13 protein-coding genes and 1 pseudogene are annotated in these 16,044 nt (G+C 66.6%); 2 read left to right on the forward strand and 12 right to left on the reverse strand.

The window, feature by feature from the left end; translation table 11 throughout:
• The 10 genes from VDQ18_RS06370 to VDQ18_RS06415 form a co-directional block, all read right to left on the reverse strand.
• Positions 1-1,393 (reverse strand): DNA polymerase III subunit epsilon (locus VDQ18_RS06370; RefSeq protein ID WP_323020151.1); only part of this gene is annotated, 1,393 nt, incomplete at its 3' end.
• Positions 1,386-1,826 carry a response regulator gene (locus tag VDQ18_RS06375; protein WP_323020152.1) on the reverse strand — a complete coding sequence of 147 codons (441 nt, stop codon included), beginning with the start codon at positions 1,824-1,826 and terminating at the stop codon, positions 1,386-1,388. The genes VDQ18_RS06370 and VDQ18_RS06375, both read right to left, overlap by 8 nt.
• Entirely contained in the window at positions 1,804-2,358 is a 555-nt protein-coding gene (locus tag VDQ18_RS06380) for a hypothetical protein (RefSeq protein ID WP_323020153.1), read from the reverse strand. The genes VDQ18_RS06375 and VDQ18_RS06380 overlap by 23 nt, the downstream gene beginning before the upstream one ends.
• Positions 2,359-2,376: 18 nt before the next feature.
• Positions 2,377-4,200, reverse strand: a complete 1,824-nt coding sequence (locus VDQ18_RS06385; protein WP_323020154.1) for a DUF294 nucleotidyltransferase-like domain-containing protein — start codon at positions 4,198-4,200, stop codon at positions 2,377-2,379.
• A gap of 73 nt (positions 4,201-4,273) precedes the next feature.
• Positions 4,274-6,037 carry a sodium:solute symporter family protein gene (locus VDQ18_RS06390; protein WP_323020155.1) on the reverse strand — a complete coding sequence of 588 codons (1,764 nt, stop codon included), beginning with the start codon at positions 6,035-6,037 and terminating at the stop codon, positions 4,274-4,276.
• Positions 6,038-6,055: 18 nt separating this feature from the next.
• Positions 6,056-6,310 (reverse strand): DUF4212 domain-containing protein, encoded by a 255-nt coding sequence (locus VDQ18_RS06395; RefSeq protein ID WP_192883708.1) that lies wholly within the window; start codon positions 6,308-6,310, stop codon positions 6,056-6,058.
• 97 nt (positions 6,311-6,407) lie between these two features.
• Complete coding sequence (locus VDQ18_RS06400) at positions 6,408-7,103, reverse strand: adenylate kinase (RefSeq protein ID WP_323020156.1); 696 nt, start codon at positions 7,101-7,103, stop codon at positions 6,408-6,410.
• A complete protein-coding gene (acs, locus tag VDQ18_RS06405; RefSeq protein ID WP_323020157.1) occupies positions 7,100-9,064 on the reverse strand; it encodes an acetate--CoA ligase in 1,965 nt (654 codons plus the stop codon). Before acs ends, VDQ18_RS06400 begins: the two co-directional genes overlap by 4 nt.
• Before the next feature lie 458 nt (positions 9,065-9,522).
• Positions 9,523-11,814, reverse strand: coding sequence for a glycosyl hydrolase family 28-related protein (locus VDQ18_RS06410; protein ID WP_323020158.1), 2,292 nt, complete (start codon positions 11,812-11,814; stop codon positions 9,523-9,525).
• A 118-nt stretch (positions 11,815-11,932) separates the two neighbouring features.
• Complete coding sequence (locus tag VDQ18_RS06415; protein WP_323020159.1) at positions 11,933-12,325, reverse strand: DUF4864 domain-containing protein; 393 nt, start codon at positions 12,323-12,325, stop codon at positions 11,933-11,935.
• A 106-nt stretch (positions 12,326-12,431) separates the two neighbouring features.
• Here VDQ18_RS06415 and VDQ18_RS06420 point away from each other — a divergent pair.
• Positions 12,432-13,067: pseudogene (locus VDQ18_RS06420) on the forward strand (DUF1194 domain-containing protein); the annotation flags it as partial.
• Between the two features lie 45 nt (positions 13,068-13,112).
• Here the strand turns inward: VDQ18_RS06420 and VDQ18_RS06425 are convergent.
• The gene (locus VDQ18_RS06425) at positions 13,113-13,865 is read right to left on the reverse strand and encodes a DUF4336 domain-containing protein (RefSeq protein ID WP_323020160.1); all 753 of its coding nucleotides are present in this window, start codon (positions 13,863-13,865) and stop codon (positions 13,113-13,115) included.
• Positions 13,866-13,932: 67 nt separating this feature from the next.
• The gene (locus VDQ18_RS06430; RefSeq protein ID WP_323020161.1) at positions 13,933-15,513 is read right to left on the reverse strand and encodes a lysine--tRNA ligase; all 1,581 of its coding nucleotides are present in this window, start codon (positions 15,511-15,513) and stop codon (positions 13,933-13,935) included.
• A 106-nt stretch (positions 15,514-15,619) separates the two neighbouring features.
• Here VDQ18_RS06430 and VDQ18_RS06435 point away from each other — a divergent pair, with 106 nt between their 5' ends.
• Positions 15,620-16,042: a tellurite resistance TerB family protein gene (locus tag VDQ18_RS06435; RefSeq protein ID WP_107754892.1), complete on the forward strand. Its 423-nt coding sequence runs from the start codon at positions 15,620-15,622 to the stop codon at positions 16,040-16,042.
• Positions 16,043-16,044: the final 2 nt, after the last annotated feature.

A 16,044-nucleotide genomic window follows, 5' to 3' on the forward strand; every position in this document is an offset into this window, starting at 1 on the left:
GCCCGGCGCGACGGACGGAACGGATCGGCATCACCACGGCGTTGCAGCCCTCGCCTGCTTCGGGCCAGGCCTCGGTGCCATGGGTCTGCAGCACGGCCCGCGCCGTCAACTCGCCCGTGTCGCGGCCCATGGCGCCCGGCAGCCAGCTATCGAGCCGCCCCACCGACAAGGGCTCGCCCTGCCAGCAGAGCCGCATGACAGCGCCCGGCCCGTCCTCTTCCTCGATGACGATGCGGAAGGCACTTGCCAGCCCTTCGCCCGCGATCCGACCCGCCAGCCAGGCCCAGAAGGCGACGATCTCGAACCCGTCGACCTGCAGGATCAGGTCCAGGCTTTCCGTCTCAAGACTGAAGCCATCGGCCTGAAACCGGCCCTTCAACCCGTCGAGCAGATCGCCCGAGCGGGTGTTCATCAGCGGCCGCCAATCGGTCTGGATCGCGTCATAGCGCGCGCCGAGCTCGGTGATGGCCAGCGTCAGCGCCTCAATCTCGGCCCGCATCGCGGCCGACAGATCGGGCGCGTCCTCGGCCCCCTCCAGTTCCGAGAGCACACCGATCACCGTCTGCAGATTGGCCGCCGGACGCCGCACGCGGTCGAAGACTTCGGACAGCAGCGCGTCGCGGCTGGTATGGGCGGCGATATCGGCGGTGACGTCGCGCAGCGTCAGCACATAGCCCGGCGCCACGCCCTCCTCCCGCCGTCTGAGCACCCGCATCCGGCCTGCCAGCAACCGCGCCCCGGTGACCGTGGTACAGAGAAGGTCCGAAGCCGCATCCGGATCCCCCGCCCCGGCCAGCCGGTCATAGGCATGGCGGATCGGCCCTTCGCGCAGGTAATCCAAGAGGTTGCGGTCCAGCCCCGGCGCGGTGCCGCCGCCGAGAATGTCTACCGCCTGCCCGTTGTAGAACGCCAGCTGATGCTCGGACGAACAGAGCAGAACCGCCACCGGCACATCGGCCAGCAGCGTCTCCAGCCGCGATTTCTCGGCGGCGAGGCGGGTGGTCTCCCGCGCGACGCTTTCGGCCAGGGCATTGCGGGTCTCGACCAGCGAGCGGGTCACGGCCTCGGCCGCGGGGGCGAGATCGCCCAGATAGCGCGCCGCCTTCGCCTCGGCCGCCAGATCGCGCTCGATCCCGGCATGCGCCCGGGCGCGGATCGCCGCGGCCAGCGTGTCGATGGCCCGGGCGACGTTGTGATCGAAGAGGAACCAGACCCAGACCACCAGCCCGAGGATCGCGAAACCCGCCACCAGCGCGCCCTGCACCGCCTCGGGCGCAAGCCCGCCGTGGCGCGCCGCGACCCAGAGGCCCGCCGCCACCGCCAGCACCGCACCGCCCGCCAGCAGCGCGAAGAACAGCAGGATCCGAAGCCTCAGCCCCAGCCGGTCAAGCATGGCGCGCCTCACCGGGCGCGCGGCTGGCATCGGGGTTGTCTTCGGCCGGCTCCCCGGCCAGGATCCGGCGAACCTCGGCGCGCAAAGCCTTCAACTCGAAGGGTTTCGAGATGAAGCCATCGGCGCCCATCGCCAACCCCTTGCGCCGCTCCATGGCCGAGCCGCGGGCGGTCATCATCAGGATCTTCACCGCGTTCAGCGAGGGGTCGAGCCGCACGTTCTGGCAGATCTCGTAGCCCGAGACCTCGGGCAGCATCACATCGAGCAGCACCAGATCCGGCCGCGTCTCGCGGATCAGCTCGACCGCGCCGGCGCCGGTGGCGATGCGCTGCTGGCTGTAGCCCTCGCGCGTCATCAGGTAATCCAGCGCGACGGCGATATTGTCCTCGTCCTCGACGACAAGGATGCGCTTAGGCTCCGTTGGCTGGTTCATTGCTCCCCTCCTCCTGAGCCGCGCAGGCGACGGCCAGCACCGCGTCATCGGCCTCGACCGGCACCCAGGTGGCCCCCTCCAGCGTGCCATCGGCATTGAGGCTCACGCCCTCGATCAGATCAGCCCGGGCGGGCGCCCGGCAATCGTAGACCACGGTCACGGCACGGATCGGCTCCCACCGGCCGATCAGCACTACGCGGGTCATCACCAGACCGGGCTGTTCGGGATGGGTGCGGGTCTGCGAGCGGTCGATGGCGATCATCCGCGTGGTGCGCGGGAAGACATAGCTCCAGGGCCGGTAGAAGGCAGGCGACCCGCTTTCGCGCGCCAGTTCCAGCTGCGGCATGGCGGCGATGGTGCGGTCGGCCCAGGTGTATTCGGCCCAGACCGTATAGCTGACCATGCCCAGCGCCACCGTCGCCGGATAGATCCATCGCCCGATACGGCCGCGCAGGAGCACCCGGTTGACCAGCAGGACCAGCCCCAGAAGGCCCAGTCCAGCGGCCAGCGCCCCGATCAGATCAAGCAGCATCGCGCGTCCCTTCTCTTGTCATCCCAGAACCCCGCTGCGCTGCCCCAGCGCCGATTGCATGGTGCGGATCACCACGAAGGCGTCCCGCAGGTGGCTGCGCTCGAAATCCGACAGATCCGAGGGCGCGAGGAAATTGTCGGGCTTGCGCCCCGCCTTGACCAGCGCCGCCTGGTTTTCCAGCCGAAGGCGGGCGATCAGGTCATAAGCCTCGATCAGGTCCCGCGCGCCCGAGACGGAGACGACGCCGACCGCTTCAGCCGCCTCGATCCGGGCGCGGGTGTTGACCTCGGTCAGTTCGCCGCGCAGGGCGTAGACCCGGGCGATGTCGGTCACCGGCACGACGCCGTTGTGCTTCATGTCGATGTGGTTCTTGTGCTCGCCCGAGCGGATCGTGGCGAAGCCCCGCAGCAGGCCCAGGGGCGGCTGGTGCTTCAGCGAGTTGGAAATCATGTGGGCGACGAAGATCGAGTTCTTCGCGGCCAGATGCAGCGTCTCTTCCTGCAGGTCGCGGAAGAGGGCGACGGTGCCGCCAATCGGCCGCAGGTCGAACATGACCGAAGCCAGCATCTGCGCCTCGGGGCTCGGCGTGTCGATCCAGCTGCGGAAATAGCGCCGCCAGACGGCCTTGGGCTGGCACCAGCGCTCGGCCGTGGCCATCATGTCGCCCGGGCAATAGACATAGCCCGCCAAGTTCAGCCCGTCCGAGACATAGCGCGCCAGTGCCTGGAAATAGGCCATGTCCGCCGGGGTGACGGCATCGTCGAGCACCAGGCAATTGTCCTGGTCCGAAACGCCGGTCTGCTCCTGCCGCCCCTGGCTGCCGCAGGCGAGCCAGACATAGGGCACGGGCGGCGGGCCAAGTTCGGCCTCGGCCAGTTTCAGCAGCCGGCGGGTCACGGTATCGGCCACATCGGTGATGAGCCGCGTCACCACCTCATGCGCGCTGTTGGCGGCGACCAGTTGCACCAGCAATTGCGGGATGCGGGCGGTGACGGCGGCCATTTCCTCGGGCGACTCGCCGGTCGCGGCATCGCGGACCAGCTGGGCGGAACTCACCGCCTGGAACCGGGTAAGGTCGGTCTGGGTGACCATGCCCTTCAGGCGGCCGTCCTGCACCACCGGCAGATGGCCGATCCGGCGTTCCAGCATCGTGTGCAGGATGTCCGAGCCCAGCGCATCGGGGCTGAGTGACAGGGGATCGGGGGTCATCACCGCGCTCAGCGGCGTGGCGCCCGGCAATTCCTCTGCCAGCACCTTTTCCGTCAGGTCGCGGGTGGTGACGAGGCCCAGCAGCATCTCGTCGCGCGTCACGGCGACGGAACTCACATGGCGCTCGCGCATCAGGCGGGCGGCCTCGGTTACGCTGGCCTCGGGCGGCAGGGTGATCGGCGCGCGGGCCATGAGGTCGGCGACCTTCAGCGTCGACAGGTCATTGCCCCGCGTCTCGGCCGAGCGGTTGCGGCTGAAGAAGCGCTCGAAAGCCGGGACCGTGGCGATGAGCTGGCGCCAGCAGACCTCGGGCAGGACCAGCACGACGGAGGGCTCGACCGCGGTGGCCGTGGTCACCGCCAGCCCGTCGCGCAACAGGCCCCGCTCGCCGAAGGAATTGCGCGGCCCGAGGATCGAAACGGTGACGCCGTTGCGGTCCGTCACCTCGACCGAGCCGCGCTTGATCAGATAGAGGCCCTTGAGCGGTTCACCCGCGGCATAGATCTCGTCACCGGCGAAGTATTCCCTGCGGCCGAAGGAGGCGGCGACCCGCGCCATCTCGTCCTGCGGCAGGCTGTCGTAGGGATGCACGGTTTCGAGGAAGGCGAGGATCGTCTCGATCTGCGTTTCCATCGGCATCTCCCGAAGTCGGAGGGGGGTGGAGGGGCGCGCAGGGCGCCCCTCCGGGTGATCAGGCGGGCAAGGCTCAGTGCGACTGGGCCGCACCGGCACCGCGCGGCACGCGGATCGATTCCACCAGCTCCTGGATTTCCGCCGGCGCCGGCTTGGTCATGGCGAGCACGACATAGGCGACGAGGAAGTTCAGGATCGCGGCGACCACACCGAACGAGGCCGGCTGGATCCCGAAGAGCCAGTTGTCGGCGGTGTTCGGCAGGGTGTTGGTGCCGGGGATGAAGAACCAGCCGAGGTAGGTGAAGATGTAGACCATCTCCACGACCAGACCGGTCAGCATGCCCGCGACGGCGCCCGTCGAGTTCATGGTCTTCGAGAAGATGCCCATCATGATGGTCGGGAACAGCGAGGCTGCGGCCAGACCGAAGGCGATGGCGACCACCTGGGCGGCGAAGCCCGGGGGGTTCAGACCGAGGATCGTGGCGATCAGGATGGCGATGGCCATCGAGATCCGCGCGGCCAGCATCTCGCCCTTTTCCGAGATACCCGGATTGAGCACCGACTTGATGAGGTCATGCGACACGGCCGAGGAGATGGCCAGCAGCAGACCCGCCGCGGTCGAGAGGGCAGCGGCCAGACCGCCTGCGGCGATCAGGGCGATGACCCAGCCCGGCAGACCGGCGATTTCCGGGTTGGCCAGCACGAGGATGTCACGGTTGAAGGTGGTCATCTCGTTCCCGGCCCAGCCCGATTCCGCGGCGATCGCCGGAGCGTTCGCTTCGTTGTAGTACTGGATCAGGCCGTCGCCGTTCTTGTCCTCGAACGCCAGCAGACCGGTGTTTTCCCAGTTGGTCATCCACTGCGGCTGGTCGGCATAGGCCAGCGGCGTGCCGGTGACCCCGTTCGGGTAGATGGTGTTGATGATGTTGAGGCGCGCCATGGCACCGACGGCCGGGGCCACGGTGTAGAGGAGCGCGATGAACACCAGCGCCCAGCCGGCCGAGGCGCGGGCATCGGACACTTTCGGCACGGTGAAGAAGCGGATGATCACGTGCGGCAGACCCGCGGTCCCGATCATCAGCGCCATGGTGAAGAGCACCATGTCGAGCGTGTTGGCGTGGTGCTCGGTATAGGTGCGGAAGCCCAGCTCGGTCAGCAGCCCGTCAAGGTGCGTCAGCAGCGGGGTGCCCGAGGCGTCCGAGCTGAAGAGGCCGATCTGCGGCAGGAAGTTGCCGGTCAGCTGCAGCGAGATGAAGATCGCCGGGATGGTATAGGCGACGATCAGCACGCAATACTGGGCAACCTGGGTATAGGTGATGCCCTTCATGCCGCCGAGAACGGCGTAGCAGAACACCACGGCCGAGGCGATCCACAGACCCGTCGAGCTCGACACTTCGAGGAAGCGCGAGAAGGCGACGCCGGCACCGGCCATCTGGCCGATCACATAGGTGATCGAGATGACGAGCAGCGCGATGACCGCCACGATCCGGGCAGTCTGACTGTAGAAGCGGTCACCGATGAAGTCCGGCACCGTGAAGCGGCCGAACTTGCGCAGATAGGGCGCAAGCAGCAGCGCCAGCAGCACGTAGCCGCCGGTCCAGCCCATCAGATAGGTCGAGTTGTCGTAGCCGACGAAGGCGATGATGCCGGCCATCGAGATGAAGGACGCAGCCGACATCCAGTCGGCGGCGGTGGCCATGCCGTTGAGCACGGGATGCACGCCGCGGTTGGCGGCGTAGAATTCCGACGTGGACCCGGCACGGGCCCAGATCGCGATCCCGATGTAGAGGGCGAACGACAGGCCCACCACAATCAGGTTAAGGGTAAATTGATCCATCTGTCCCCTGGCTCCCGGTTATTCGTTCACGCCGAAGTCGCGGTCGATGGCGTTCATCCGCGCGGCATAGAAGAAGATCAGCACGATGAAGGTCAGGATCGAGCCTTGCTGGGCGAACCAGAAGCCGAGATCCGTACCGCCGATGGCGATGCCCGAGAGCAGCGGGCGAAGCAGAATGCCGAAGCCGAAGGAGACGACGGCCCAGATCACCAGGCAAATGGTGATGAGCCGGATATTCGCCGCCCAGTAGGCACTGGCCGATTTGTCAGACATGATTGTCCTCCCGGTTTTTCCTCCTGCAGACGCCCCGGCACGGGACGCCCGCCTCTTTCACCAGCCGCCGCCCCTCCGTCCTGCGGGGCGGCGACGGTCAGGCCGTCACCTGCCCGACGATGGCGCCGAGCTCGGCCGCGATCGTGTCGATGGCTCCCATGCCATCGACCGTCCGCAGCACTCCGCGCGTCTCGTAGTAAGCGATGAGCGGCGCCGTCGAGGCGTGGTAGGCCGTCAGCCTGGCCCCCACCGTCTCGGCGTTGTCGTCGGCCCGGCGTTTGAACTCCGTGCCGCCGCATTTGTCGCAGCACCCGGCCACCGCCGGCTGCTTGAAGCTGTCGTGATAGCCCTCGCCGCACTGGGCGCAGGTGTAGCGGCCCGAGACCCGCGTCACCATGGCCGCGTCGTCAACCTCCATCGAGATCGCGGCCGAGATGGCGAGCCCCTGCTCGGCCAAGAGCGCATCGAGCGCCTCGGCCTGACCCGGGGTCCGGGGGAAACCGTCCAGGATCACCCCCTTGGCGGTATCGGGCTCGGCCATGCGGTCCTTCAGGATCGCCAGCACGATCTCGTCGGACACGAGGCCTCCCGCCTCCATCACCGACTTGGCCGCGCGCCCGGCCTCGGTCCCGGCCGCCACCGCGGCGCGCAACAGGTCGCCCGTGGACAGCTGCACCAGCCCGAATGTCTCTTCCAGCATGCGGGCCTGGGTGCCCTTTCCCGCGCCGGGCGGACCCAGCAGGATCAGCACGGCGGCCTGGGTCAGGGTGTCGTTCATGGCAGCCTCGGTCATGCGCGGTTCATCCGGTTCTCGATCAGCTCGTCGACGACCGAGGGATCGGCCAGCGTCGAGGTATCGCCCAGCGCGCCGTAATCGTTCTCGGCGATCTTGCGCAGGATGCGGCGCATGATCTTGCCCGAGCGGGTCTTGGGCAGGCCCGGCGCCCATTGGATCAGGTCGGGGCTGGCAATCGGGCCGATCTCGGTCCGGACCCAGGCGACCAGCTCCTTGCGCAGCGCGTCCGAGGGTTCGACATCGTTCATCAGCGTGACATAGGCATAGATGCCCTGCCCCTTGATCGCATGCGGGTAGCCCACAACCGCGGCCTCGGCGACCTTCTCATGCGCGACCAGCGCGCTTTCGACCTCGGCCGTGCCCATCCGGTGGCCCGAGACGTTGATCACGTCATCGACGCGCCCGGTGATCCAGTAATAGCCGTCCTCGTCCCGGCGGCAGCCGTCGCCGGTGAAGTAATAGCCGCGATACTGCGCGAAATAGGCTTCCTGGAAACGCTCGTGATCGCCCCAGAGGGTGCGCATTTGCCCCGGCCAGCTGTCGGCGATGCAGAGCACGCCTTCCGCTGCGGTCGCGCTCTGGATCTCGGCCGAGGCCGCGTCCAGCACCACCGGCTGCACGCCGAAGAAGGGCTTGGTGGCCGAACCGGGCTTCGTCGGGATCGCGCCGGGCAGCGGGGTCAGCATGTGGCCGCCCGTCTCAGTCTGCCAGAAGGTGTCGACGATGGGGCAATTCCCCTTGCCGACATGGGTATTGTACCAGTTCCAGGCCTCGGGGTTGATCGGCTCGCCGACCGAGCCCAGCAGCTTCAGCGACGACAGGTCGTATTTCTCGACCCATTCCGGCCCCTGCCCCATCAGCGCGCGGATGGCGGTGGGCGCGGTGTAGAACTGGTTGACCTTGTGCTTTTCGCAGACGGCCCAGAAACGGCCCGCATCCGGGTAGGTCGGCACGCCCTCGAACATCACGGTGGTGGCGCCATTGGCCAGCGGCCCGTAGATGATGTAGCTGTGGCCGGTGACCCAGCCCACATCCGCCGTGCACCAGAAGATGTCGCCGTCGTGGTAATCGAAGGTCATCTGCTGGGTCATCGAGGCATAGACCAGATACCCGCCCGAGGTATGCACCACGCCCTTGGGCCGCCCGGTCGAGCCCGAAGTATAGAGGATGAACAGCGGATCCTCGGCGTTCATCTCGGCATAGGGGCAATAGGGGCTGGCCTCGGCCATCTCGGCCTTGAGGTCGATGTCACGGTCCGAGATCCAGGTGGTCTGGTCGCCGGTATGCTTGACGACGAAACACTTCACCTTTTCCGAGCAATCAAACAGCGCCTTGTCGGTGTTCGACTTCAGCGGCGTCTTGCGCCCGCCGCGGGGGGCGAAATCGGCGGTGATGACGGCTTTCGCTTCCGAGTCGTTGATCCGGTTGGCCAGCGCATCGGGCGAGAAGCCGGCGAAGACCACGGAATGGATGGCGCCGATCCGGGCGCAGGCCAGCATCGCATAGGCCGCTTCCGGGATCATCGGCAGATAGAGCACCACGCGGTCGCCCTTGCCGATGCCATTGGCCTTCAGCACGTTGGCCATGCGGCTGGTCTGTTCCAGCAGCTGCGCATAGGTGATGTGCTGGGCCTCGTGCGACAGGGGATCATCGGGTTCGAAGATGATCGCCGTCTGGCTGCCCCGCGCCGCGACATGGCGGTCGATGCAATTGGCCGAGACGTTCAGCGTGCCGTCCTCGAACCATTTGATGTCGACCTTGCCGTATTCGAAGGTCGTGTTCTTGACCTTGGTGTAGGGGCGGATCCAGTCGATGCGCTTGCCGTGCTGGGCCCAGAAAGCCTCGGGGTTCTTGATCGAGGCGGCATACATCTCGTCATAAGCCTTGGCGTCCACATGCGCCTTGGCGACGAACTCCGCCGACGCTGGGTAAACCCCGGTTTGAGCCAGATCTGACATACGCAATCCTCCTGCCATGAGGCATTCCCGACCGCGAACCGCGTTGTCAGGGAATGCACCTCCTCCATCCACGGACAGCATACTCCACGGGTCAATTTTTGTGTAACTCTTTTTTTCTCAACGAGTTTTTTGTAAATTTCTTCACCGGATATCCCGGCAATCTGTAAACGCCCGCCAAGGAGGCCACAATTCCGCCATGTTTTTCAGCCGCCTGCGGGTCACGGAAAAGTCAACGCGATGACGCTAGGTCACGGCCCCGGCGGGCCCTGAACCGCCCGCGCCCGCCGACCCGCGCAAACCCGCCGCAAAGCGGCATCGCGCGCCGCCGCAGCGCGGCAAAACCGTGAGCGCTCGCAGTCAAGGTGATTCGCCTCTGACGCGAACCACCCGCTAGCGCCAACGCAAAACGCCGGCATCCTGGGGATGCCGGCGCCTGTCGCGCGATGCTTGCAACTGGGTCAGAGCGGGTTGTCGACCCGGATCGTCACCACCGCCCGCCCCCGCGTGGCGCTGGGCCAGGTCAGGCGCACCTCGTTCTTGTTGGTGCCCTGCTGGATCATCACATAGGGCATCGCCGTGCGCACCTCGTTGGTGGCCGAATTGGGCTGCCCCTCCATCACCAGGGCGCTGACGGTGCGGGCCCAGCCGTCGAAGGGCAGCCGGCCCTCGGTGCCGATGGTCCAGTTGGCCGCCGCCGAGCTCTGGTTGTAGCGCAGGGTCATCGGGCTTTCGGGCTGGATGGTGATGCCGTTATAGGTGTTCTCCTGCCAGATCACGTTGCGGAACCGCGAGTAATCGAGGTCGGCAATCGAGGTATTGACCGCATCGGGCCGGGTAGGCGAGGCATTGACCGCGCGGAACACATTGCCGGTCACCACCTGCCCCGACAGGAAATGCCCCGTGCCATAGGGCTTGACCACGACGAAGCGGAAGCTGGAAATCACGTTCGACACCAGGAACACGTTCGAGGTGATGCTGAGCCCGCCGAAACTGTACTCACCGCTCCAGTTCGGGGTGGAATCGTATTCGTTGGTATGCTCGATGAAGGTGTTGTCGACGTAATTGCCGGTGAAGGTCGACACCGTGTTCGGCGCGGCGAAGACCATCCCCGACTGGCGCACCGCGTTCGATTCATTGTCGCCGTGGTAAAAGTGGTTGCCCTCGACCAGGTGATAGCCCCCGCCCATCACCGCGAATTTGGCGAAGCGCTGCACCAGGTTCGAGCGCAGCTTCACGTCATTGGCGTTGACGTTCAGCGCGATCGAGGTCCGGTCCTGCGAGCGGTCGGGGGATTCGGCCGACAGGAAGATGCAATTGTCCACCAGCATGCCCTGACAGCCGCGGTCGATCGAGGTGATCGCCTTGTCCTTGGGCCGGTTGAAGGTGCAATTGCGCAGCGTGAAGATCGGCCCGTCGGTGGACAGGTTCAGCGTCGAACAGATGCCCTTGCACTGGAACTCGACCGAGTCGATCTCGAACCGCTCCAGCGTGCCGAAGCCCGACATGTCCAGCATGTACTGGAAGCGCCGGAAGGTGAAGGTCTGGGTCCCCACCGCGTCATAAAGCGGCTGGCTCAGCTGCAGGGTCTGGGCCGAGACATTGCGCGAGCGCACATAGATCTCGCGCCCGACGCCCACCCCTTCGACCCGAGCACCCACCGGGATGTTGGCGACATTGGTCACGCCGGTCAGCACGTAGGACTGGCTGGTCGAATAGGTCGCCTGCGAGGTCACGGTGACCGTGTTCCAGGCCGAACCCTCATTGGCCTCGATCAACCCGTTCTTCAGCACCCGCCGGATGGCATAGGAGGTCAGGCCCGTCGTCTCGGCCAGGTCGATGGGGGCATCGAGCAGGATGCGGCGGCCCTTCAGGTCGAACGTGTCGTGATCGGTGTACCAGAAGAGCGCCTCGAGCCCCTTGCGCAGCCCCAGCCCTTCGGAATTGAAGGCCGCGGCATAGGTCGGGAAGTCGAAGCTCTTGGACAGCTGCAGCCGGGCGCCGCCCGGCATGCTCAGATGCCCCTGAAAGCGCACCGGCGCCTCGATGGTCAGCGTCTGGCCGATGTAGTAATTCCCCTCCGACACCAGCAGCGACCGGCCCGAGGCCTCGGCCGCGTTGCTGGCGGCCACGAAGGCGGCGTAATCGTCGGTCGAGCCGTTGCCGATGGCGCCGTAATCGCGCACATCGACCCAATCCATCATGTCGCGCAGCCAGTAGCTGGTCACGTCCTCGACGCTGATGTCGTCGATCCGCACCACGCCGCCATTGGCCCCGGTCAGATCGAGCCCGATATGCCCATGATGCGCCCCGGCCCAGTTCATGTCGACGCCGGTGCGGCTGGCGGTGGCGATGATGGCGCTAACCTCGACCACCTGGCCATAAGTGGTGAGCGTGGTGCTGGGACCGCTGACCACCGCGCCCGGCACCGCCGCATCGCCCGCCGTCGCGGCAAAGCCCGCGATCCGCACCGAGGGCAGCGCCCCCGACATCGCCTTCACCCGCGCGGTGACCCGCAGATAGAGGCCGTTGATCACCGGCGTATTGCCCTTCCAGCGCAGTTTCTGCGTGCTCTGGGTCTTCAGCAGTTCCAGGCAGCCCTCGAAATCCGGGTCCGACGGCACATAGGCCGCATTCGGAGCCCCGTCATAGGTCGCCGAGCCCGGCGTGCCGTCACCACTCGACCAGACGCTCAATCCGCTGGCGAAGGGCGGCGGCATCAGGATCAGCCCCTCGGTCACTGCCTTGTTCATGTCAGACCCCTGTCTTGAAACCTCGACGCGCGGGCCGCAAGGGACGCGGCCTGTCGGTCACAGGGGGTAACAAGCGGGGCTTAAGGCGCCTTGAGGCGAGCGGGCGTTGCGGCCGGGCTCAGACCCCGGTCCCGGTCTCGGGCAGAAGCCGCACCCCGGCGATGCGCCGCGAGGGCCCCTCGCCGATGAACAGGTATTCGAGCAGGAAGACCGCGCCCGCCCGGTCCTCGATCAACACATTCTGCACCTCGAACCCGGCCCTCTCGCCGTGATCGAGGTAACGCACCTCGGCCGGGTCCAGCACCATCGGATAGCCGGTCTCGATCATGCGGCCGAAATTGCCGGGCGTGCCGAAGATCTCGTGCAGGGCGGGCGCGGCGAAGGTGAAGGCGGTCTCGTAATCGCCCTGGCGCAAGGCCTCGATCTGGGCGTCGATGACCTCGGTCGCGGATTGCCCGAGGGCGGGTCCGGCAAGGCTCAGGAACAGGGGCAGAAGCAGGGTCTGGCGCATGGGACTCTCCTGGCTGTGGGTCGGATACGCAGCCCGTAGCCTATCAGATTACCCGCCGCCTGTATCGCCCGAGACAAACGCGCACCCGCCATGGCAGGATGGGCCAATGCTGCTGCGCGTGACCCTCCTGGTGGCGCTCGCTTTCGCCGCCCTTCCCGCCCGCGCCTGCCGCCTGGCGCTGGCGCTGGGTTTCGACGTCTCGCGCTCGGTCGATGCGCAGGATTATCGGTTGCAGATCGACGGCATCCTCGCGGCGCTCTTCGACCCCGAGATCCGCGGCCTGATCCTGGAGGGCAGCGCGCCGGTCGCCATGGCGGTCTTCGAATGGGCGGGGACGCGCGAGCACCTGCTGGTGGCCGACTGGGCGCTGCTGGACAGCCCCGCCGCCATCGACCGGCTGGCGCAACAGGTGCTGGTCCATCAGCGCCAGGCCCAGGGCCTGACCGCGGTGGGCACCGCGCTCAGCTACGCCCGTGCGCTGATGGACCGCGCGCCCGACTGCCTGTGGCACACGCTCGACATGGCGGGCGACGGGCAGAACAATCAGGGCGACGAGCCGCAGCGCGTCTACGCGGCCGAGGATTTCAGCGAGATCACCGTCAACGGCCTGGCCATCGGCGCCCATGAATCGGGCGTCTTGCGCTGGTTTCAGGCCAATCTCCTGCACGGGCCGGGCGCCTTCGCCGAATACGCCCCCACGCATGAGGCCTTTGCCGAGACCTTCCGCCGCAAGCTGATCCGCGAATTGTCGGAGCACGTCATCGGCGCCCTGCCCGGCCTCCTGCCCTCAGGCCAGCCAGCGGAAAGCCCGGGTCAGTTCCGCCACGCCGTTCTCGGGATACCAGCGGCCATGCGCCAGGATCACCCGCTCGGGCCCCCAGTCGATCACCCGGGCGATGGCCTCCCGCGCCGCCTCGCGCCCCTTGCGGAAGGTGCGGCGCATGTCGACCGGCGCCTTGCCGTCGGGGTCGAGGTTGCCCGCCATGAACAGCAGCGGCACCATCCAGGCTGACACCGCCCTGCGTTCGAAATTCTCGATCAGGTCGGTCAGGATCAGCGTGGTCGTCGGCCGGTGGAAGAAGACCGCCTCGTGATGGGCGGAACTGCCCGGGATGACCAGCTGGTCGATGATCCCGGCCCATTCCGCGGGCGCCTCATCCGTCAGCTCGGCGTCGATGCGGATTGCCACATCGCGCGAGGCGGCGCGCTCGCGGACCCCGGGCGCGGCCCAGCAGCGGGCGTCCGGGTAGCGGTCCTGCCAGGCGCCGACGAAGGCGTAGTGGATCCAGTTGGGTGCGATCAAATAGCGGACCGGGCCCAGCGCCTCGACCTCGGCCATCAAGCCGGGATCGGGGGCGATGGGCGAATGCACCCAGAGCCCGCCGTCCGGCAGGCGGATCAGGGTCATGCGGGTGGTGAAGGGCAGGCCGTAGAAGCGGATCGGCGGGCCGTCGACGATCCAGACCTCCTCCGCCACCCTTTTCAACACGTTGAGCGGGGCATAGGGCGGCGGCGGGGCGTAGGCGGGATCAAGGCTCATGCCCCGTCCTAACGCAAAAGGGGAGGAAGGTCTCCCCTCCTCCCCCTGCTTTTTCGGCGAAGCGACCTCAGGCGACCAGCGCGCCCGACAGACCCTTCTCGATCAGCGCCACCGTCTCGGCCACGCCGTAAAGCGCGATGAAGCCGCCGAAGCGCGGCCCTTCGGAGGCACCGAGCAGCACCTCATAGAGCGCCTTGAACCAGTCGCGCAGGTTCTCGAACCCGTGGTCCTTGCCGACCGCGAAGACCATGGTCTGCAGGGCTTCGGCGTCGAGGCCCCCGTCCCAGACCTTCAACCGCGCCACCAGATCCCCCATCGCCGCGCGTTCCTGATCCGTGGGCAGGCGGAACACCCGCTTCGGCGCCACGAAATCGGTGAAATAGCGCACGGCGAACCCGGCCGCCTGATCGAGCTGCGGGTTGGCCTCGGGCGACGCCTCGGGCGCATAGCGCTTGATGAAGCCCCAGAGCCCCGCCGCATCTTTCGCCCCCGCCACCGAGGCGAGGTTCAGGAGCATCGAGAACGGCACCACCATGTCCGACGCCGGCGGGTTGCCGCCGTGGATGTGCCAGACCGGGTTGGCCAGTTGCTGATCGACCGACTGACCCGGATAGGCGCGCAGCTGCTGGTGGTATTCGTCCACTGCCTTGGGGATCACATCGAAATGCATCCGCTTGGCGGTCTTGGGCTTGAGGAACATGAAATAGGACAGGCTCTCGGTCGAGGCATAGGTCAGCCATTCGTCGATGGTCAGCCCGTTGCCCTTGGATTTCGAGATCTTCTCGCCGTTTTCATCCAGGAACAGCTCATAGGTGAAATGCTCGGGCTTCTTGCCGCCGAGGATCTCGCAGATCCTGTCATAGATCGGCGTGTTGGTGCTGTGGTCCTTGCCGTACATCTCGAAATCGACGTCGAGCGCCGCCCAGCGCGCGCCGAAATCGGGCTTCCACTGCAGCTTCACCTGCCCGCCGGTGACCGGCAGCGTCCATTCGCGCCCGTCCTCGTCGTCGAAGGTGATGGTGCCGTCCTTGGCATTCACCTCCTTCATCGGGACATAGAGCACGCGCCCGGTCTCGGGATGGATCGGCAGGAAGCAGGAATAGCTCTGTTGACGCTCCTCGCGCAGGGACTTCAGCATGACCTCCATGATTGCGTCATAGCGTTCGGCCGCGCGCAGCAGCACGGCGTCGAACTGGCCGGTCTTGTAGAATTCGGTCGCCGAATAGAATTCGTATTCGAACCCGAAGGTATCGAGGAACCGGCGCAGCATGGCGTTGTTATGCCCGCCGAAACTGTCGAACTGCCCGAAGGGATCGGGGACCGAGGTCAGCGGCTTCTGGATATTGGCGCGCAGCATCTCCTGGTTCGGCACATTCTCGGGCACCTTGCGCATGCCGTCCATGTCGTCCGAGAAACAGATCAGCCGGGTCGGGATGTCCGAGATCACCTCGAAGGCGCGGCGGATCATCGTCGTCCGCGCCACCTCGCCGAAGGTGCCGATATGCGGCAGGCCCGAGGGGCCGTAGCCCGTCTCGAACAGGACATAGCCCTTTTCGGGTGCCTTCTTCTCATAGCGTTTCAGCAGGCGGCGGGCCTCTTCGAAGGGCCAGGCCTTGGAGGTCATCGCGGCGTCGCGCAGAGAAGTCATGATCACGATCCTGTGGCGGGGGGGATCCCCGTTAGACCCCGGCTTCCTATTGCCGCCCCCCGCCCCAGTCAATATTCTGTCTCCCATGACCGAGACAGGACCCCAGATGAACGAAGCCGCCCCCCCGATGTCGCCGCAGGATTCGCTCGTTGCGGTGATGCTCACGGTTTCCGTGGCCGATTCGGCCATCCGCACCGAGGAATTGCTGGCCATCGAGCAGGTGGTGAACCAGCTGCCGGTCTTCGCCGGCTACGATGCCGACCGGATCAAGATCGTCTCGCAGACGGTTTTCGACCTGATCGAGGAAGAGGACGGGCTCGACGCCCTCTTCGGCCTGATCCGCGCCGCCCTGCCCGAGCGTCTTTATGAGACCGCTTATGCGCTGGCCTGCGATGTGGCGGCCTCGGACGGGATGCTGCGGCAGACGGAACTGAGGATGCTGGAAGAGATGCGGCACGAGCTGAACCTCGACCGGCTGCACGCCGCCGCCATCGAACGCGGCGCCCGCGCCCGTTTCGCCCATCCTTGAGC

Source organism: Pararhodobacter sp. (genome assembly GCF_034676075.1).
Classification (GTDB): Bacteria; Pseudomonadota; Alphaproteobacteria; order Rhodobacterales; family Rhodobacteraceae; genus Pararhodobacter.